This window comes from Nostoc sp., assembly GCF_036917935.1.
Lineage (GTDB): Bacteria > Cyanobacteriota > Cyanobacteriia > Cyanobacteriales > Nostocaceae > Nostoc.
Genome location: NZ_JBALEL010000006.1, coordinates 56,156 through 76,476 on the forward strand (window position 1 = coordinate 56,156; position 20,321 = coordinate 76,476).

Annotated in this window: 21 protein-coding genes; 18 read left to right on the forward strand and 3 right to left on the reverse strand. The window is 41.4% G+C overall.

Translation table 11 applies throughout. The features are described 5' to 3' along the window. The first annotated feature begins 534 nt into the window (after positions 1-534). The 7 genes from V7K62_RS03900 to V7K62_RS03930 all read left to right on the forward strand — a co-directional run bounded on the left by V7K62_RS03900 (position 535) and on the right by V7K62_RS03930 (position 6,709). Positions 535-1,869, forward strand: a complete 1,335-nt coding sequence (locus V7K62_RS03900) for an ABC transporter substrate-binding protein (protein ID WP_334861879.1) — start codon at positions 535-537, stop codon at positions 1,867-1,869. Between the two features lie 59 nt (positions 1,870-1,928). Continuing rightward, a complete protein-coding gene (locus V7K62_RS03905) occupies positions 1,929-2,840 on the forward strand; it encodes a carbohydrate ABC transporter permease (RefSeq protein ID WP_334861881.1) in 912 nt (303 codons plus the stop codon). A 3-nt stretch (positions 2,841-2,843) separates the two neighbouring features. After that, entirely contained in the window at positions 2,844-3,728 is an 885-nt protein-coding gene (locus V7K62_RS03910) for a carbohydrate ABC transporter permease (RefSeq protein WP_334861883.1), read from the forward strand. Between the two features lie 8 nt (positions 3,729-3,736). After that, on the forward strand, positions 3,737-4,828 hold the full coding sequence (locus tag V7K62_RS03915) for an ABC transporter ATP-binding protein (RefSeq protein WP_334861885.1): 1,092 nt from the start codon (positions 3,737-3,739) through the stop codon (positions 4,826-4,828). A 17-nt stretch (positions 4,829-4,845) separates the two neighbouring features. After that, entirely contained in the window at positions 4,846-4,977 is a 132-nt protein-coding gene (locus V7K62_RS03920; RefSeq protein WP_334861887.1) for a hypothetical protein, read from the forward strand. A gap of 101 nt (positions 4,978-5,078) precedes the next feature. Further along, positions 5,079-5,267: a hypothetical protein gene (locus V7K62_RS03925; protein WP_334861889.1), complete on the forward strand. Its 189-nt coding sequence runs from the start codon at positions 5,079-5,081 to the stop codon at positions 5,265-5,267. Between the two features lie 386 nt (positions 5,268-5,653). Beyond that, positions 5,654-6,709 carry a M28 family peptidase gene (locus V7K62_RS03930; RefSeq protein WP_334861891.1) on the forward strand — a complete coding sequence of 352 codons (1,056 nt, stop codon included), beginning with the start codon at positions 5,654-5,656 and terminating at the stop codon, positions 6,707-6,709. Position 6,710: 1 nt separating this feature from the next. On the opposite strand, the gene V7K62_RS03935 is transcribed toward V7K62_RS03930, so the two are convergent. Both V7K62_RS03935 and V7K62_RS03940 read right to left on the reverse strand, forming a co-directional pair. After that, entirely contained in the window at positions 6,711-7,163 is a 453-nt protein-coding gene (locus V7K62_RS03935; RefSeq protein ID WP_334861893.1) for a hypothetical protein, read from the reverse strand. Positions 7,164-7,430: 267 nt separating this feature from the next. After that, the gene (locus V7K62_RS03940) at positions 7,431-7,628 is read right to left on the reverse strand and encodes a hypothetical protein (protein ID WP_334861895.1); all 198 of its coding nucleotides are present in this window, start codon (positions 7,626-7,628) and stop codon (positions 7,431-7,433) included. Between the two features lie 109 nt (positions 7,629-7,737). On the opposite strand from V7K62_RS03940, the gene V7K62_RS03945 reads away from it, so the two are divergent. The 10 genes from V7K62_RS03945 to namA all read left to right on the forward strand — a co-directional run bounded on the left by V7K62_RS03945 (position 7,738) and on the right by namA (position 17,106). Then, positions 7,738-9,399 (forward strand): alpha/beta hydrolase, encoded by a 1,662-nt coding sequence (locus V7K62_RS03945; protein ID WP_334861897.1) that lies wholly within the window; start codon positions 7,738-7,740, stop codon positions 9,397-9,399. Positions 9,400-10,190: 791 nt separating this feature from the next. After that, positions 10,191-10,877: a DUF6875 domain-containing protein gene (locus V7K62_RS03950; RefSeq protein ID WP_334861899.1), complete on the forward strand. Its 687-nt coding sequence runs from the start codon at positions 10,191-10,193 to the stop codon at positions 10,875-10,877. A gap of 177 nt (positions 10,878-11,054) precedes the next feature. Beyond that, positions 11,055-11,741: a DUF6875 domain-containing protein gene (locus V7K62_RS03955; protein ID WP_334861901.1), complete on the forward strand. Its 687-nt coding sequence runs from the start codon at positions 11,055-11,057 to the stop codon at positions 11,739-11,741. 130 nt (positions 11,742-11,871) lie between these two features. Continuing rightward, a complete protein-coding gene (locus tag V7K62_RS03960; protein WP_334861903.1) occupies positions 11,872-12,027 on the forward strand; it encodes a hypothetical protein in 156 nt (51 codons plus the stop codon). A gap of 119 nt (positions 12,028-12,146) precedes the next feature. Continuing rightward, complete coding sequence (locus V7K62_RS03965; protein ID WP_334861905.1) at positions 12,147-12,611, forward strand: CYTH domain-containing protein; 465 nt, start codon at positions 12,147-12,149, stop codon at positions 12,609-12,611. A 795-nt stretch (positions 12,612-13,406) separates the two neighbouring features. Beyond that, the gene (locus V7K62_RS03970) at positions 13,407-13,970 is read left to right on the forward strand and encodes a DUF2808 domain-containing protein (RefSeq protein WP_334861907.1); all 564 of its coding nucleotides are present in this window, start codon (positions 13,407-13,409) and stop codon (positions 13,968-13,970) included. Positions 13,971-14,755: 785 nt separating this feature from the next. Next, on the forward strand, positions 14,756-15,286 hold the full coding sequence (locus tag V7K62_RS03975) for a MetQ/NlpA family ABC transporter substrate-binding protein (protein ID WP_334861909.1): 531 nt from the start codon (positions 14,756-14,758) through the stop codon (positions 15,284-15,286). Positions 15,287-15,384: 98 nt separating this feature from the next. Then, positions 15,385-15,591, forward strand: a complete 207-nt coding sequence (locus V7K62_RS03980; RefSeq protein WP_334861911.1) for a hypothetical protein — start codon at positions 15,385-15,387, stop codon at positions 15,589-15,591. Positions 15,592-15,757: 166 nt separating this feature from the next. Then, complete coding sequence (locus tag V7K62_RS03985; RefSeq protein WP_334861913.1) at positions 15,758-15,949, forward strand: hypothetical protein; 192 nt, start codon at positions 15,758-15,760, stop codon at positions 15,947-15,949. Between the two features lie 89 nt (positions 15,950-16,038). Next, a complete protein-coding gene (namA, locus tag V7K62_RS03990) occupies positions 16,039-17,106 on the forward strand; it encodes an NADPH dehydrogenase NamA (protein ID WP_334861915.1) in 1,068 nt (355 codons plus the stop codon). Positions 17,107-17,566: 460 nt separating this feature from the next. Here namA and V7K62_RS03995 read toward each other — a convergent pair whose 3' ends face one another. Further along, entirely contained in the window at positions 17,567-18,592 is a 1,026-nt protein-coding gene (locus V7K62_RS03995; RefSeq protein ID WP_334861916.1) for a 2-hydroxyacid dehydrogenase, read from the reverse strand. Positions 18,593-19,019: 427 nt separating this feature from the next. Between V7K62_RS03995 and V7K62_RS04000 the strand changes: the two genes are divergently transcribed. After that, entirely contained in the window at positions 19,020-19,409 is a 390-nt protein-coding gene (locus V7K62_RS04000; RefSeq protein WP_334861918.1) for a hypothetical protein, read from the forward strand. The last annotated feature ends 912 nt before the right edge of the window (positions 19,410-20,321 follow it).

The window sequence follows — 20,321 nt, forward strand, 5'->3', positions numbered from 1 at the left end:
GGTAGTCTTGTAGTGGACTGTCTAGGCTTTAATGTGACAAAAAAATTGCTTTGTTGGGTGGAGGCTTTGCGTAACCTAACATCCTTCTCATCAGTTGGGTTGCGCTCCGCTCCACCCAACCTACGTCTAATGCACTATTTTGCCTAGACAGTCCACTACGTGCATTTCAAAAATCAAATACTAGTCCTATAGAAGGTATTTGGATGGGGATAGTGTCTACACCTCAAGTAGAGTTTCGCTGAGATCGGTAAAGAGACTGACGATCGCTCTGGTCTGGATATGTCTGCAAATAATCGCGTATCCAAATACAAGCAGAGTGTAGTCATTACAATTATCAAAAGTTTTTTCCAAGAGAGAACGCCACTATTTGGTAACTTGAGATACAGTTTTTTGCTAAAATATCTTAACCATTAGACTGGGATAAATTAATTTTACTTATAAAAAACCGTAAAAAAATAATACGAAATAATCTTTTTTGAGATATTTTATGTTTTTATTTCCTAAGAATTACTACTAGCGATCGCTACATTGATAATGTTGTACCGAAAGCCTATAAACAAGTTGCAAAAATTCATTCAAAAACAAAGTTATCTACATATAGGGGTTTTCTTGGCAACTCTCTTGAGCATCATATTGTTCAGTTGGGTAGCACTCTCGCAGCAACCAGTTACCCTCAATCTGTTAATGACTGCCCCTGATGCCGAACCTTGGAGACAGGGTTTAATTAGAGACTTCGAGGCTGAAAACCCAGGTATTCGGATTAACCTAGTTGAAGGGCCGAATGCCACAAATTTGCTCGAAGACCTGTATACCTCATCTTTTATCTTGGGTGAATCTCCTTACGACCTGATCAATATGGATGTGATCTGGACATCCAAGTTTGCTGCTGCTGGATGGTTGCTACCTTTAGGCGATCGCATTTCTAAAGACGAGTTGGCAGCATTTTCATCCCAGGATCTAGAAGGGGGACGTTATCAAGACAAGCTATACCGCATTCCAGTGCGTTCCGACGTGGGAATGCTCTACTACCGGGAAGATTTAATCAAACAAGCAGGGTTGAAACCGCCGGAAACCTTTGATGATTTGATCCGAATTTCCCAAGTTTTGCAGAAGAAAAACCAGGTAAATTGGGGCTATGTTTGGCAGGGTCGCCAATATGAAGGACTTGTGGCCATGTTTGCAGAAGTCCTGGGTGGTTTTGGTGGCTTCTGGGTTAATCCCGACACCCTCGAAGTTGGACTAGATCGACCAGAAACATTACAAGCCATTGAGTTTCTCCGTAGTACTATCAGCCAAGGCGTTTCTCCTCCTGGAGTCACAACCTATCAAGAAGAAGACACCCGGCGCTTGTTTCAAAGTGGTAAAGTAGCGTTTTTACGCAGTTGGCCCTATGCTTGGCCCTTAGCCCAGGCAGAAAATTCGCCAATCCGGGGCAAAATTGCGATTAAACCGATGGTTCATGCTCCTGGGAAGACGGGAGCGGCTTGTTTAGGAGGCTGGGGTTTAGGAATTGCTAAATCTTCTCAACATCCTGAAGAAGCTTGGAAAGCAATTCAGTATTTTACCAGTCGGGAAGCACAGCGCCGATTCATTTTCAGTGCCGGCTATGTGCCCAGTCGTCGGGAACTGTTTACAGACTCAGAGATTGTTGCTAAATACCCCCACTATCCGCAGTTATTGGAGGTCGTAGACAATGCAGTTTTACGTCCACCGATCGCCCAATATGCTCAGACATCAGATATTTTGCAGCGTTATCTCAGCGCCGCATTATCCGGTCGGATGAATTCGGAACGAGCAATGCAAGCTGCTGCTGCTGAAACGCGCCGACTGTTGGGGGCAGGGGAAGAGCAATTAAAAATTAAAAATTAAACAACTTGTGCTTTCTGCCTCCTCTTTGCCAATGCCCAATGACAAATGACAAATGACAAATGACAAATTTACATACACTAAAAAGTCGAGAACAACAGACAGCCTGGATTTTATTAACACCCGCATTGCTGCTACTGTTGTTTGTATTTGCCTACCCGATTTTACGAGCCTTTTGGTTAAGCGTATTTACTAAAAATTTGGGAACAGAGCTACAACCTGTATTCTCTGGTTTAGACAATTATGTGCGGATGGCGGGAGATGGTCGTTTCTGGCAGAGTTTGTGGGCGACAACCGTTTTCACAACAGCATCAGTAATCTCAGAACTACTGCTAGGACTGGGGATTGCTTTAGTTCTCAACCAAGCGTTTTTTGGGCGGGGCATAGTGCGTACAACCGCAATTATCCCTTGGGCTTTGCCTACCGCTTTGATTGGTCTGGCGTGGTCTTGGATTTTTAACGACCAGTTTGGGGTTGTGAACGATATTCTGCGGCGATTGGGGCTGATTGAGACTGGAATTAACTGGTTAGGAGAGCCAACGCTGGCGATGATCGCAGTGGTTTTTGCTGATGTTTGGAAAACTACGCCGTTTATCAGTATCCTGTTGCTAGCTGGGTTGCAGTCGATATCACAAGACCTTTATGAAGCTTACTCAGTCGATGGGGCAACTGCTTGGCAAAGCTTCCGCAATATTACCCTGCCATTACTGCTGCCACAAATCTTAATTGCAGTGCTATTTCGGTTTGCTCAAGCTTTCGGGATTTTCGACTTGATTGCTGTGATGACTGGGGGTGGCCCTGGTGGTGCTACGGAAGTGGTGTCATTGTACATTTACTCCACAGTGATGCGCTACTTAGATTTTGGTTATGGAGCAGCCCTGGTAGTGGTGACATTTTTAATATTAATTGCGGCGGTAGCGATCGCTAGTTTCTTCCTTAACAAATACCGTGCCAAAACATCAGGAGCCATTTAAGCCATGAGTGTAACTCCCCAAGCAGTTCCAACGACTCCAAAACGAACAGGGGGAAACAAGTTTTCTCTGAAAAAAATCTTGCTGGCCATCATAGTTGTATTAATAGTGCTATTTAGCCTAGCGCCAGCTTTATGGCAATTGCTGACCTCGTTTAAAGTGAATGAGGATATTGCCGCCGTTCCTACTGTCTATTTCCCCACACGATTCACCTTCAATCACTACATTGAGTTATTCACCCGTCGTCCATTTTGGCGCTATATCTTCAACAGTGCCTTTGTGTCGATTACTTCCACAGCTGTAGCTTTAGCGATCGGCGCACCTGCCGCTTATGCCCTCGCACGGTTACGCCCTTGGGGTGAAAAAGTTATCCTCGCCAGCATTTTAATTGTTACCTTATTTCCGGGAATTCTGTTGTTCTTAGGACTATTAGAAATTATCCAGGCGCTGAGATTGGGTAACAATTATCTGGCGCTGATTATACCCTATACTGCAATCAATTTGCCGCTAACAATTTTAGTACTTAAAAGCTTTTTCCAACAATTACCAAAAGATTTGGAAGATTCCGCTAGGGTCGATGGCTACAATACCTTTCAACTACTTTGGCAAATCGTTTTGCCTATGACCCTTCCCGCCTTAGTAACTACCGGAATCCTCACCTTTATTTTTGCTTGGAACGAGTTTATTTTCGCTCTCACGTTTATGACGCGTGAAGAGTTGAAGACAATTCCCGTTGCTGCGGCTCAGTTGGGTGGTGCGACAATATATGAAATTCCCTATGGCCCAATCGCTGCTGCAACTGTCATCGGGACATTACCCCTGATTTTATTAGTTTTGTTTTTCCAGCGCCGGATTGTCCAAGGTCTTACCGCTGGTGCTGTCAAAGGATAAAAATCAAAATGGCTAAACTCGAACTCAAAAACTTGAATAAAACCTACAATCCTAAAGTCATCCCTGTTAAAGACGTTAGCTTAACTGTAGATAACCATGAGTTTCTGACTTTACTTGGCCCTTCTGGCTGTGGCAAATCCACCGTTCTACGCATGATTGCGGGTCTTGAAGAACCGACTCGCGGTCAGATCGAGATTGGGGAGGTGGATGTCACCTATAAGCGAGCAAGCGATCGCAATATTGCAATGGTATTTCAAAGTTATGCACTCTATCCTCACATGACGGTGTACGAAAACCTCGCTTCTGGACTCAAGCTGAAAAAAGTACCACCTACAGAAATTAAACAGCGAGTGGCAGAAGTGGCAGAAGTTTTAGGATTAGCAGAGTTAATGAACCGCAAGCCTGGACAAATGTCTGGAGGTCAACGCCAGCGGGTTGCTGTTGGTCGTGCTTTGGTGCGTAATGCCGATGTCTACCTGCTGGATGAACCTTTAAGTAACCTGGATGCACTGCTGCGGGAACGAGTCCGAGCCGATATCAAGCAAATTTTTGCAGCCCAAAAAGTGCCAGTTGTCTACGTCACCCACGACCAAACCGAAGCGATGACGCTCTCCACGAAGGTTGCATTACTCAACGATGGCTATGTCCAGCAACTCGATCCGCCTGACCGCATCTATAATCATCCAGCTAATCTATTTGTGGCTGGATTTGTTGGTAGTCCGCAAATGAATTTGCTGACTCTACCTTGTAAGGGACAATACGCAATCCTGGGTAACTTCCAAGTGCTTCTTCCAGATATACCAACTGTACCACCGCAGATTGTTCTGGGAATCCGCCCAGAAGATGTTCGCATTGCTCAACCAGGTGATACCCAGACTATCCAAGGACGAGTGTTTTTAGTGGAAAATTTGGGTATGCACTATTTGATCAGTGTCAGAGTTGAGGGTTCACAAACCGGAGCGATTACGGTACGTGCTTTGTTGCCAACAGATCAAAATTGGAGTAATGAGGATATTACACTAGCATTACCCCCTGAAGATATTCACTGGTTTGATGTGCAATCTGGGCATGCTCTTGTTAAGAGACAAATGTTCGGTTAACGCAAGCAAGAGACGCGATGAATCGCCGTCTCTACAATAATAATCACTTATTGGGTGGCACTAATGACCTACGTAAGCAGTATGTGGATTTTACTGAGCCTTTCATTGAGACAGGAATTGAGATTCTGTTGAGGAATAATGGAGGCTAAACGATGAAAATCAGATTTGGTGTTCAACTTTCCCGCGCGGTATATGCTTATTCCCTCCAATTGGGGTAAAATTTACAGTATTTATTTACACAAAAGGAATTATGACTAACACCAAAATCATTGAATTGCAGTCTGACAACCAAGTCGATGACTTGAAGGAACTTTCCGACGAGGAATCAGCAGCAGTACTGGGAGGAGCCACAACTACAGTTACAGTTGGTAAAACAATTCTTACGGGTATTGGGAAGTATGTGAGACAAATTGAGATTTTGTCAGAAGCAGACCTTTAATGATGAGGAATAACAGGCGAACGAAGTTAGCCCGTTATCTAGAAGTCCAAGGGAAGAACCGTATTTGTCACCATTGAGCAATTCCAAAAATCCGATGAAATCATACTTTTCTTAGCTTTTTATTGAATTTTCGGAGTTGCTCAATGGCGGCGATCGCTTTAATAACCCAAACAGCAGCACTGAATGTATAAACACCTTACCAAGCAATATTAAACTTGGTAACAGGTTTATTTTCATAAAGAGCGATCATAGGGAACTGATGAATTGATCCGTCTTGAACAAGGCAAACACTAACACCTGTTGCCTGAATACTTCTGACATAACCCTCTTGTCCTCCCCAAGGTTGATTTGCGCTACCCTAAGTCAGAAAGCCAAGGATAAATCAGATGAGAAAATGGATTTGGCTGATGCTGTTGGTACTGATGACAGTTGCCGTGTTGGGTAGCAGAGGTAGCACGTTTTTTGAACAGCGTCCCTCATCGGCAATTGTTGAGCGCATTCCAGTGAAAACACCCCAACCACAACTAGAGTCAAAGGAAGTTGACAGTGCGCCGCAAGTGTCTACTGACAAGCTATTAACCCATATCCAAAAGTTGAATTTTCAGCGCTACACCACAAAAGAGCGATCGCTTACTCGTACTTATATTACAACTGAACTCACAAAATTAGGCTGGAAGCCCAAATTGGAAAAGTTCTCTGAGGGTGTGAATATTTTTGCCGAACGTCCAGGAACTAACAAAGCCGCTAAAGCAATTCTTGTAGCAGCGCATTACGACACTGTTGCCTCCTCCCCTGGTGCCGATGATAACGCCAGTGGTGTAGCTGTAGTGCTGGAAGTAGCCCGGTTGCTCGGTTCCCGTCCTACGCCACGGACGTTACAGCTAGCTTTTTTTGACCAAGAGGAAGCAGGACTTTTGGGTAGTCAGGCTTTTGTGAGTAAGACAGCACGCTTGCAAAATTTAGGCGGAGCGATCGTTATGGACATGGTAGGTTACGCTTGTTACACTGCTGGCTGTCAGAAATACCCTGCGGGATTGCCTGTTACGCCACCTAGCGACAAGGGCGACTTTTTGGCAGTAATCGGTGATACAGAACATTTGCCTTTCTTAAATGCCTTTCAAAACTCACAAAATACCCCCTCAACCGCCCTGAATAAACAAGAATCAAATCTGCCATCAGTTCTAACACTACCAATTCCTTTTAAAGGTTTACTGACACCAGACACCCTACGCAGCGATCATGCACCGTTTTGGTATCAGGGCGTGGCTGCTGTGCTGGTGACAGATACCGCAAATTTACGTACTCCACATTATCATAAACCTAGCGATGTTCCAGCGACTATCGAGCGATCGTTCTTCACCGGAGCAGCACAAATTGTAGTCAATACTACTACTGCCTTGTTAGAGAAAAACCAGGTTTTAGAAACTCAACCACCAAGCTAACTTATGAATTATCTTGACTAGCTTTTGGCTCAGGGAAAGTCAACGTCCAATTATTTTTATCATTGACCTGAGAATACAAACCTTGGAGAATGAGCCGCAGAGTTTTTCGAGTTCTAATAGGCTTCTTTACCAGATAAGTTCCTGGTTCAGCAAAGATATCATCAAAGTTTTGTTTATGACCAAATTGTTTTGAACAGTAACTGCCAGCACCTTTGACTGTTAACACAAAAAATGGAGATTGTTTGTATTCATTAGGAATCATAAATATTCCATATACATGGTGACGACCACGCCACGGCTGAACAATAACCTTAGTAGCGTGTACTTGAAATTTTGTAGTTTTTGATGCGATAAAAGCCTCGAAATTGCAATCAGAATCATTCACAGGCCAGCACAGTGTAATAATACTCATGGAGAGCAGCAAAATTAAAATATATGGGAGTCTGCGACGCATAAAGCCAAGAAAAATTGTTGATGCGGCTGGTAGAATTTGATGAGTAATGATAGTGCAGCTACAGTAGTAAGACTATTCACCTGCAACACCTCTGCAAAACGTTTTAAAGGGCAAAGACAAAACATTTTGCAGTCGGTTAAACTTTCCTGTCAAAAAAATTGCAGATTGTAGATGCGTAGTTTACCGCCGCAGGCATCGCTTCCTCTGTTCTAGTAGCTCCGTTACAGTATTAAACCTAGCTGAGAAACCATCAAGCTTTTGTGGCTGTTAACACTGATTTATGCTCAAATTTTTAGCTGTGATGAATTCTACAATTCGTTGCTTTTGATGATCTTTGTTCACATCAACAGATGTTTTGAACAAATCAGGGCGTAAGCGTAGCCCGTACTTCTCTACGAGACGCTGCGCGTAGCTTGCTTCCACCAAGGAAGTGGTACGACAAAGCTCAGTAACCGTCGTAGACATCGCTATCAAGTTCAGAAAAAATCTACTTTTATTTCTAGGGAATTAATGGGGTAGTCAAATACACAAATATCCGTTATATTCCCGTAAGTAACAATTGGTATAAAAGTTTATGGTAAGAATTTGGGGAAGTCTTAAGACAGTTGCGGGTTTCTTTGGCGTGATAGCACTTACACAGTTCGGGGCGAATACTTCGGCCATTGCTGCTGACACAGTTGTTGTACGTTTGGGTTTATTTACAGAATCCATCTCTCTTGCTGAGTTGCAAAAGGCTGCAAAAACTGGGGAATTGTCAGGGAGTTTACAGGCTTACACTAAAGGATTATCTGAAGAACAACGCCGCTTTTTCTTAGGGGCGCTGGGTATGAATATACCGATGAATGTTGTCACACTTGATAAGTTAATTAATACTCAGATTGGTACAACTATTCTCAATGATTTCGCTACAGCCTTAGCCCGAAAGGATAAAGCTGGGGTACAAGCACTGAGAGCAGGATTGGTATTAGGTTCTACTGCACCGGCGGGTCTTTCTATACTGAGTTTTATTGCTGCTTATCCCAGTAAAAACTTAGTAATTGATTTGCCAAAGGCTTTCGTTGTTGCAGAGAGTTTGAATACAGCTTTTTGGCGCACCCAGCAATTCATGTTAGCGATTGCTCCCCAACTCGATCCCATAACAGCACAGCCGAGAACACCGCAGATTGCTTTCCCTTTTGATCCCAGCCAACCAGGAAACGCTCAAGTAAAAATACTCAACTTGAGTCTGAATGACCAAAAGCGCGATCGTCAAATTCCAGTTGATATTTACTGGTCAACTGCTGCAACTCCCGACAAACCTGTGATTGTCTTTTCTCACGGCTTCGGGTCAGTCCGCACGGACTTGCGTTACCTAGCAGAACATTTAGCATCCCACGGTTATGTAGTAGCAGCTATAGAACATCCCGGTAGTAATCAGGCTAATACTAACTTAGCGTTACAAGGTAAAACCAGAGTTGTGAAGCCTCAAGAGTTTTTGTATCGCCCTCAAGATATTAGTTTTGTCCTCGACGAATTAGAAAAGCTTAACCAAACGGCTAATCATCCCCTGCAAGGGAAACTTGCAACTACGAACGTGATGGTTGTGGGTTATTCTTTTGGTGGTGGTACAGCTTTAGCACTTGCTGGAGCGGAGTTACAACTGGAACATCTCAAACAACGCTGCAAAAAGAACTTGGCTATCTTGAGTCTAGGAGAAGGTATGCAGTGTATCGCTGAAGAACTGCCAGAAAATACTTATCAACTACGAGATACTAGAATAAAACAGGCGATCGCTCTCAATCCTACAACTTCTCTGATTTTTGGCGAAACTGGGTTAACTAAGATACAAGTTCCTACCCTAGTGTTAGCAGGTTCCGCAGATAAAACCACCCCAGCTTTAACTGAACAGATTGTGGGATTTGATAAAATCCCATCCCCCAAATGGCTAGTTGGTATACTTGGGGGTACTCATCTGAGTGTGAAAGACCCCAGTACCACTTTGGATCAGATAGGACAACCGAATACACCGATTAGTGGCGGTGAAGTTGTCGGTGAAAAAGCAGCAGATGTTCGCAAGTACGTTAAAGCTATAGCTTTGGCCTTTGCTGCACAGATGACTCCAGAAGCTAAAAATTATGCTATCTTTCTGACACCAGATTATGCCCAGTTTGCTTCAACTGCCGCATTTCCATTTCGCCTAATCACGCAGATTCCTCCTGATGCTAGGGCAGTGGTGAAAGAATTTGTTGATAAATAAGAGAATTCCAATTTATTACTAGCCCTGGCGATTAGAAGTCGCGGCTACACAAGACTTTACCCACCAATCCTTACGGAACGCTACGCGAACGTGGGTTAAAAACCTTGATTTTTCGTTAGTCTACGGAGATGGACTACCCTGTGGCAAGGCTTTACCTACGTTTGTGTAGTAGCGAATTCTATTCGCCCAGTACTTTTCAAACATCCTCTTATTTGGATCACAGTATACTATCTTGATAGTAATTTTATAGTTGCTGTTAAATCTATACTAAATTTTTACACTAAAAATAACTAGTTAGACATAAACTTTATAATAATTATCTCTTAAAAATAAAAGAAGGTTAGGAGTGTAAAAAGAGTAGGATAAGATCCGTAATAATGATCATACGTAAGTATTGTAGATAAAATATTACAAAATAAGTCCAAAATCCATGAATACAAGTTGCTTGATGCGAGAGCATCCCAAATGTGTACAAAGATAATTTGTCATTGCTTCATTCCGCTACGCTTCATTCGCAATGACAACTCATCATCTTGGTAAATTTGCTTGCATTGGGATGCTCCCCTTGATGCAAAATATGTTTGTGTGTGTATTGACGCGAATTACTTTAAGTTCACAAAAACAAATCGCAGAGTATTTTTCTCTGCTACAAGCCACATATCAACCAAAAAGAAAAAAATTAAGGCTTATTTTGTCTACTTAAATAATTAGTTTGACCTACATGATGTTTATGTATTGTAAAACTAATTTTTGATTTAGAATTAAACAATTATTACATTTTATTGAAGCTTATGCAACTCTATACAACTCGTGAAATCGAAGAACTCCAGCAACACGAAGACCTTCCTTCGTTAATTGAAATTATGCAGTGGGTGAAAAGTTTTTTAGTAAGACCTCATCCTGATTTAGGAAGACCGGGAGTAGTTTGCCCTTTTGTGCCTCACGCTCTGAAATCAAATAACATTTGGCTAGCAGTAATTCGCACACAAAATTTGTGTTTAGAGCAAATAGAAGCAATTGTGAGACCCTACCGAAATGTCTTCCTTGAGAGAGAACCAGGCGATAAGGAATTACCAATAAGTAAAGCCTTTGTACTTATCTTTCCTGATGTCCATATAGAAGAGGCATCTAAAGTAATTGATGGTGTCCAAAAAAAACTTAAACCTTTGTTTGTTGAGTCAGGACTGATGCTAGGAGAATTTCACAACCGGACTGAGAGTCCTGGGCTACATAACCCCAACTTTCGACCACTGCGGAGTCCCATACCTTTGCTGGTTATCCGCCCGATGACTGAAGTTGACCTTACTTTTCTTATGAGTCCAGATAATCCACACTTACGTATTCGGTATCTGGAAGCTTATTTAAAGCGTTTTGGTCATAAGTTTACAGATGAAACAAAGTTTAAAAATGCTCATCAAGCATTGGCTTTAGCGAAAGAACAAGTTAAACAAGAAAATTTGGTGAGTTCTTGTATATAATGAATCGGGTTTAGTTAAGAAGATGTTTGCAAAGTCTTAAAGGATACTAAAAAACCTCTGCCCAAAACGGAGAGAGGCTTTTAAACCCCCATTCCCTAGAAAGAAGGGTGACAGGGGGGTTAGATTCTAAGGCTTTTGGTGTTTCATACAATACTTTTCAAACATCCTCTCAATTTTATGCAACTCTATACAACTCGTGAAATCGAACAACTCCAGCAACACGAGGATCTTCCGTGCTTAATTGAAATTATGGAGTGGGTGAAAAATTTTTTAGGAAAGCCTCATCCTAACTTAGGAAGACCCGGCGTAGTTTGCCCTTTTGTACCTTACTCTCTCAAGTCAAACAGTATTCATCTGGCAGTTATTCACACAAAAGATTTGTATCGAGAACAATTAGAAGAGGTTGTTGGACGCTACCGAGATATCTTTCTTGGCATGGAACTTAAAGAGCATGAATTAGCAATCAATAAAGCTTTTTTACTTATCTTTCCTGACATCCATATAGAAGAAGCTTCTAAACTGATAGATAGTGTCCAACAAAAACTTAAACCTTTGTTTGTTGAGTCAGGACTGATGATAGGAGAATTTCATAAACGTAATGAGAGTCCTGGTCTGCATAACCCAAACTTTCGTCCACTTCGTAGCCCTATCCCTTTGTTGGCTATCCGGTTTATGGTCGAAGCTGACCTCCCCTTTCTTGAGAGTCCGGCTGATCCACACTTACGTATTCGGTATCTGGAAGCTTATTTAAAGAATTTTGATCATAAATTTACAGATGAAACAAAGTTTAAAAATGCTCATCAAGTATTGGCTTTAGCAAAAGAACAAATTAAACAAGAAAATTTGGTGAGTTCTTGTATATAAATATCAAATGTTTGAGTTAAGGGCTGGCGATTGGGCATGGGGCATGGGGGATTAAAAGTCTTTCTAGTTCTCTGCCCCTTGGAATGAGTGGGATGAAAATGACGAATTTACTGCTAGTTGCAATCGCTTAGTGCAGATAGCATCAAATCGCTGTCCGCCTAAAAATTATCGTACTACAGTAGAAGCGATCGCCAATTATCACTTAGTCAATATCAAGCACCACCTGTTTTCCTATAAGCAAGATATAGATTTAACTAAACTCATTGCTTTAACCCATAGTCAATAGTTATAATTCCCCCAATACTTTGGGGGAATGGCGTTAGCGGAGGGTGATTTTTCTTACAACCATTTAGAATTGCTATATATTATTTTTGATATATAAAAGCAAATAATTTGGTAAATAAAATGGCGAAAGAAATAGAGCGGAAATATTTAGTGACAGGAGATAGCTGGAGAGGATTAGCTGAAGGTAATGTATATCGTCAAGGATACATTGCCACAGAAGACAAAGCGACTGTACGTATACGTATAGTAGGAGAAAAAAGTTATTTGACCATTAAAGGCCCCAATATTAAATATTCGAGATTAGAGTTTGAGTATCCTATTCCTGTTAAAGATGCTCAAGAAATACTTGAGACATTATGTGAACGTCCATTTATAGAAAAAATCAGATATAAAATAGAGTCGGGTGGTTTGATTTGGGAAATAGACGAGTTTGATGGTGTTAATAAAGGACTAATCTTAGCAGAAGTTGAACTCAGTGATGAAAATCAACAATTTGAACTACCAACCTGGATTGGACAAGAAGTTTCTGATGACTCCAGATATTTCAACAGCAATTTAGTAAAATACCCTTTTTCACAATGGTAATGCCTGAAATATTGGAAACATCCCAATTTTGCGAAAATACCTAAATAATAGAATTCGCGGCTACACAAACGTAGGCAAAACCTGCCCACAGCCTATAATCCGCAGAGATGGACTAATAGAGATATGAGTGAAAAAGAATGTAGAGACGTAGCAGTACTACGTCTCTACAAGGCTTCTGGATAATATATATTTAATTTTTGGAGATGTCTAATGAAAAATACTTGAAACCCACGGAGGTGGTTAAAGTCTCGTGTAGCTGCGGTTTCTAAGCACCCTTTTAATTTCTTTAATATTTGCTTCCCGATCTCTCAAGGCGATCGCATGGTTGCAATATTGACGCCCTATTAGAATCTGATGTTAATAAATCACTACTATAATTACACTTCCTCGATTAGTATAATTCTTTTCAGATAACTGACTATTTAAACTACGGTAAATCTATCGATTGTTAGATATATAAACTTATTTAAACTACGGCAAAGCTATCGATTGACGAGTGTTTTATCTAGCAAAAGCCCGGTAAAGTCATCGACTTTTGAGGGAATTTACTAATAAAAATTCCGGCAAAATTACTAGTTAAATTTAAATTTAAACATCTGTTTTTTTATGTAAAAGTTTGAAATTGCGTGCTAGGATTACAGCAAAACTACCTAAACAATAGTCGGTAAACTTGATTGCAGTTGCTAATTTTAGACTCTGTAATAATTGATGTGAGCAGACTTAAATATGAGTATTTAAAGTAAAACTCAATAAGTTGAGTCTTAGAGAAAAATCATTGAGATAAAAATATAAATTATGAAGTACGTTACTAGTTTTTTTAGTACTCTATTTGTTGTTAGCACTGGACTATATTTACTACCTCATTCGGTAGCCAATGCAGTTACCTTAAGCAATGGCACGATCGCCTTTGTCCAACCACCGCGTTTAGTTAGTGCTAGCACTCCATACAGTAATACAAGTGTTCCGAATACGACGTACTATTTCACTCTGGAAGTACCAGCGATGGCTGGGGAAGCGTTGCAGCAGGTTACTTTTAACCAGATTCAGGGGACTGAAGATATTGAATTTAATCACAAAGATACTTTTGCCTTTGAAGGCACACGCAATCACCAAGGTTCAAAGTTGGCACTGAAAGCTGTAAAAGGTGACGACAAACAGCAGACTATCACAGTAACTTTTGACACTCCCATACCACCAGGTAAGACGGTTACTATTGGTCTGAAAACTTACTATAATCCTTTTGATGATGGCGTCTATTTATTTGGCGTTAAGGCTTTTCCCTCTGGTGAAAAAACTGCTGGCCAATTTCTCGGCATTGGACGTTTGCAATTTTACGGACTCACGGCTACAGAGAATTAATTTCATCTAATCCTACTCGACGCAGAATCTGTTATAGCGGTTCTCGCTTGAGTGAGATACAAGAACCCCACCCCCAACCCCCTAAGACCAAGCGATGAGGGGACTATAATGTACCTTATATGATTAGGAAACGCTATATGTTGACCATTAAGGACAAGAATTATACTTGTCTTTTACTTTTTTGAGAAAGTTTTCGCCACAAACTGCATTTTATTAAAGAGTAATATCAATAAATTTTAATAGCCTCTTGTTTTTTTGGACAATCTATGTAAATCTCATAACTATATAATACGGCAAATTGGTCATTTTACCGTATTATAAGTAGCAAGTTAGGTAGATTAGCCAATAAACTCAAAATTAGGACTTACGCATTGACAATAAATACCAAACATGAATAAGTTTAAAAACCACATCTTTCGTCAGGGCACAGCAATGCTCATTAGTGTCAACTTAACGTGAAAACTAGCCTAGTACAAGCTTTTAGATATTATCTCGTTCCCAGTCTCCGACTGGGAATGTCGTCCTAGAGGCTCCGCCTCTCTTGCTGGCGGCAGAGCCGCTAGGAGCAGCATTTCCAGCCTCCGGCTGGAAACGAGGTTTTAAAGGAGTTTCAGCTTAAGTTGACACCAATGAGCAATGCTATGCCCCTACATTCTGGTCTATTTACGATCGCAGGATAATTAAGCAAAGCCTGAAACAACCGGGAGCATCGTTAATTCACATCACGAGGCATTTGTATAGTGCGTAAGTCCGATAAATTTAGTGCCAAGTAAACTTTTAGTTTCATGAATAATGCTGTCAAGGAACTCAAAATTAATTTAGTCCCATTAAATCTAGTTTCCTTAAGCACACTCGGTCTTTTCTCAAAGAACCTTAAATCTGTGAATGAGGTTCCCCAAAATGGCAGTGTCCCTATTGCCAATAATGTTATTAATAATGACCCAGGACTTAGGTTACTAGCAAGAAATTGCTTAATAAAACTTAAGGAAAATACTAAGGAATTTGTAACCACCAGAGACGCCGAGAATCCCAAAAACTTGCGAATTAAGCAAGTAAAAGGAGTCCAAGTAGTTCGAGCTATTAATGATGTAGACTTCATTGTTTCTTCGGCTGAAACTGTTGCTATAGCAGGAATAACACCGCAATCTATGAGACAGGAGACAGCTAAAGATAAAAAGTATAGTTGGGCATTAGTCACATTACAGGGTCGAGAAAATAAGCCAAAAATTCCGAAGCTAGATAAGTTACTTAACAATCCACAAGTTAGAGATTTTATTAACAAGCAGTATCAGGGGCGAATAGTACCTGTATTTTAAAGATGGCGAAAGAATGAAGGATGAGAATTTTATTACTTCGTCTTTCCTAAATTAGGAGTTACTAAACTTAAACTTGAGCATTACTGGAGAGTAAAATCATGTTTTTTGGACAAGTTGAAAAAGAATTATGTTGTGGAGAAATTTGGTCAATTTGGCAAACAACGAAATTACCAGATCATCTACAGCTATTAGTAGATCAAGAACTAGGAAAACGCGATATCTGGGAATTGCACACCCAAAAGCCGACTAATCAGCCTATTTATCCAAATCTTGATGAGGATTCTAGTCATTCAACCAGTATTTAAGCTACTATTCAATATTTTGGTGCATCATAATCAGTTTTAAAGAGCAGACTGCTCTAACCACTGACAGCAATTCGCTGACGCACCGAAGTACGGTTTTAACTTTAGCGCAGACGCTTTCGCGGAACGTCTTTCTGCAACAGGCTGTTCGCGTTCAAAGAGAAGCGGCTTGTCGTCAGACATCGCTTGTGGAGTGACCAATGTCTACTACAATCAACCGCTATTGGCTGATATGGGATGGATGAATATCTCTGTCCAAGTACGTGGTGGCGAAAAAAACGCCCCTCTGGGAATGGATACTGGGTATTGGAAAATTGTTCCAAAATTTGGGAGGAGTCAAAGTTTCTTAGATAATTTTTAGGAGTAAAATCCCAGTCCCCTATTACTAGTCCCTTTGACTGCAAATCCCTCCCCAATTTTTTTATCTAGCAATAGAAGGAATCAATATCAATGGCACATCTGTTTGAACCATTCAAGATTCGTGAAGTTATCTTTCGCAACCGCATCGCCGTTTCACCGATGTGTCAATATTCCAGTACAAATGGATATGCTAATGATTGGCACGTTATTCATCTAGCTTCTCGCGCAGTTGGCGGTGCAGGTATAGTGTTCACAGAAGCGGCAGCGGTGGAGTCGCGTGGGCGCATTAGCCCGCAAGATTTGGGAATTTGGTCAGATTCACATATAGAAAGTTTAGCCAAGGCTGTGGCATTAATTCATAACTTTGGTGCTGTTGCAGGTATTCAACTTGCTCATGCGGGTAGAAAGGCCAGCACTGCCAAACCGAGCAAGGGAGGGAAAGTACTAGATGAATCTCAGGAAGGTTGGCGGCCCTTAGTTTCGAGTAGTGCGATCGCTTTTAGCAAAGATAGCCCAGTTCCAGAAGCCCTCAGTCTTGAGGGAATTCAAGAAGTTATTGACGCCTTTGCTCAAGCTGCCAAACGTTCTCTACAAGCTGGTTTCAAGGTAGTGGAAATCCATGCCGCCCACGGTTATTTACTGCACCAATTTCTCTCACCCCTTTCTAACCACCGTCAAGATGATTATGGTGGAAGTTTTGAAAATCGGACTCGTCTGCTTAGAGAAGTAGTTCAAGCAGTCCGAGAGGTTTGGCCCCAGACACATCCACTCTGGGTACGCATCTCCGCCACCGATTGGGTAGACAATGGCTGGGACATTGAGCAAAGTATTGCTTTAAGCGACAAACTCAAATCTCTAGGAGTTGATCTGATCGACAATTCATCAGGCGGTATCATACCGGGCGTTCATATCCCAATTAAACCTGGTTATCAAACTGAGTTTGCCGAACGCATCCGCCGCGAAGCTAATATTCATACAGGAGCCGTGGGCTTAATTACCTCCCCTGAGCAAGCTGACGAGATTATTCGGAAAGAAGTAGCTGATATAGTGCTGTTAGGACGTGAACTCCTCCGCAATCCTTACTGGCCACATCTGGCAGCCAAACAACTGGGACACGATAAACTCTGGCCTGTTCAATACGATCGAGCTTGGCTGTGATTTCACCCGTGCCTAATTCCGACTTTTCACGTCTTCTCTCTGTATTCTCTGTGCCTCTGCGGTTAAATAAATAACTTTTAAACCGCAGAGACACAGAGAACCCGACTTGTAGTAACTGGCGCGGCGCTGAGAAAAAACAAGAGATTTATTTGAGGAAATTTATCTTGATGCACTGATTCGCGATCGCCAGTATTACAAAGATGCTATAAACACCTGGCACAAATACTCAACCCATTAGACCTCTTGCAAAAGTCCGTAACACCCCACCCCCAACCCCTCCCCGCTCTTCGGGAGGGGAGACAAAGCGTAGCTTTGGCGGGGTGGGGTTCAAATTTATTGATTTATGCAAGAGGTCTATTGACAAAACAGTGACCATAGACATCTCCGAAAATCAATCTACAACTATTGTGCAGCTTGGGCTGATACCTAATTTATGGAGATGTCTAATGAAGATGTTTTCTTAGCGATCGCCAACCGTTATTGCATCTGACGGTTGAGCGCGAATTTCATTCGCACAATGACGACCCTGTTCAATATCAGTAATATTAGCAAAAGTTGTTTCTGCAATATTGTGGAGAGCTTCTGCTGTAAAAAATGCTTGATGTCCAGTAATAAGTACATTGTTGAACGTTGTCAGACGCTGGAAAATATCATCTTGAATAATTTCGCCAGACAAATCCTCAAAGAACAATTCCGATTCTTGTTCGTAGACATCCACACCAAGATAGCCAATTTTACCAGACTTCAATCCCTCAATCACTGCTTGGGTATCAATCAGCGCTCCTCGGCTAGTATTAATTAGCATCACACCTGGCTTAATCTGTTCTATAGCCTCAGTGTTAATCAAGTGATGCGTTTCGGGAATCAGGGGGCAATGGAGAGAGATAATATCAGAGTTGGCAAATAGCTCAGGTAGTTCTACATACTTTCCACCTAGCGCCTCCAATTCTGGATTGCGATAAACGTCATAGGCGAGAAGGTTACAGCCAAACCCCTTCATAATCTGTCCTAAAATCAGACCGATTTTGCCGGTGCCGATAATCCCCACTGTGCGCTCATGCAGATTAAATCCCAATAGTCCATCTAGGGAAAAATTGCCTTCTCGCACACGGTTATAAGCACGATGAATTTTGCGATTTAGGCTCAAAATCAGTCCTACGGCATGTTCTGCCACGCCATAAGGTGAATAAGCGGGAACACGCACAACAGTAATTCCTAAGTCCGCTGCGGCTTGTAAGTCTACATTGTTAAACCCTGCACAGCGGAGGACAAGCAGGTGAGTTCCCCGTGAGGCGAGAATCTCTAAAGTTGGGGCATCAACCTGATCGTGTACAAATACGCAAACTGCCTCAAATCCGGCAGCAAGGATAGCCGTATCCCGATTTAAACGGGGTTCAAAAAACACTAATTCGTGTTGGGTGGGAGAATTTGCAGCTGACAAAAACTGCCGATCATAAGCTTTTGTACTGAAAACTGCTACTTTCATGCAAAACCTCAGACTGTATGCTGCACGGTGTTCGAGTACATAATACCTTGACGTTTAGAGGAGCGATGTCTACGACAAGCCCATCTGGGACACCTTTGAACATTGTCAGTCTTAGGGATTGGTCTTTGTGCAAGCAATTTCAGAACTAAAGCAAAAATTTATAATTCCGAGTTATTATCTCACAAAATGGGCATTTTGGAGAGATAGGTTCGTTGCTAAATGATTGTTTTTGCCAAAAAGATTCGTGAAACCTGCCCTAAAAGTAGAATGAAATAGCCCTGATTTAGAAGTAAGGGAATTCTTTAATTTAGTGATAGTGACTTACAGTTTAATTTGTACAAATCTTTATTTAACGAATTATAAAAATATTATCTTTGGCAACTTGAAATCAGCGATACACTGAGGAAAATTCCTTGAGGAAGCGTTGATGGCACGGTCAAACGGGGTTACAAGTGAAACGTCTGTAGAGGAATTGCCTACAGTTTCAGACAAAGATACGATAACAGTTGAAGATTCGCCTGAGCCAGTGGAGGATGCCCAGGATATTGACGATATATTGAACTCACTAAAAACTTTACTGAGTACTCTAGAAAAGCTCCAAAAAGTCCGTCAGGAAGTGGGCGACATCAAACCGTTGATTGGGCGGATGCTTGATGGGGAACTGGTTGCTGGTGAAGAACTTGAGCAACTCAAGGCAGGTGTGAGCAGTCTTTCTCGCCTTGTTCGTGCTTATAATGATCATCAAGTAGCGTTGGCTAAAGCACAACCTGCTAGAAACTTGCTAGATCAAGTGCTGAAAGAGCGTAAAGCTAATTGACATCGCACCCCTAATTATCTCAGAAATGCGATCGCATCCCTAATTTCTCAGAAATGCGATCGCCTTTGGGTATACCTACACCAGCAAGGTAGATCATTAAAGTAAGTGGGGCATTGTACTCTACTTACTATTGATATTTTTCTCAGTAATTGGCTAATAACCTAAAATAGGTTATACTGCCGAAAGCCTAGTATTACTTGCAAGGTAGGTATCGTAATGAAGACTAATAGAGAGAATCTACCCTTAGACTAGATGATAGGCACTATTGTATTTTGTTGTTCAAATAATCCAATCAGTCTAATTGGTACATCAAAAACTTGATATTTAATCAAAGCTGTTAACTGATTAACAGCTTGCTCGTAATAAAGAGTGCTATTGGAAGCAGGAAACATCAGAGCCTTTGTTACTACAATTACTAGACTAGTTGAGTATCCCAGGACTTACGCAATCAAAGCTTGAAACCTCGATCCCCCCTAACCCCCCTTAAAAAGGGGGGAACTTGAAAGCCCCCTTTTTAAGGGGGTTGGGGGATCTATTCTGCGTAAGTCTTGTATCCAACAAACTCAGTTTTAGCGTTAAAGAACAATTCTGAACGCAAGGTGTTATTTAGTAAGAAAGGATAGTTAGAAAACTGAATTTCAATGATAATGCCAGCTTTGGCAAAATCAACCTCTGTACCCAAAAATCTGTAAGTTACTGGAATAGGTATATTTGATTGCCAACCATCATGAATAAAGGCTGAAAACTGATTTAGGCACTTTAGCTTGCCTTTTTTCTGGCGATGGTTTATTCGATCTCGATGAGAGTTAGTAAATATTACTGAACTCAGTTAAATTCTAAAACCTAATATGGGATAAACCCAAAATAGCTTTTCAAAAGCTACTATGAAGAAACCATGCGCGTAGGCGTAGC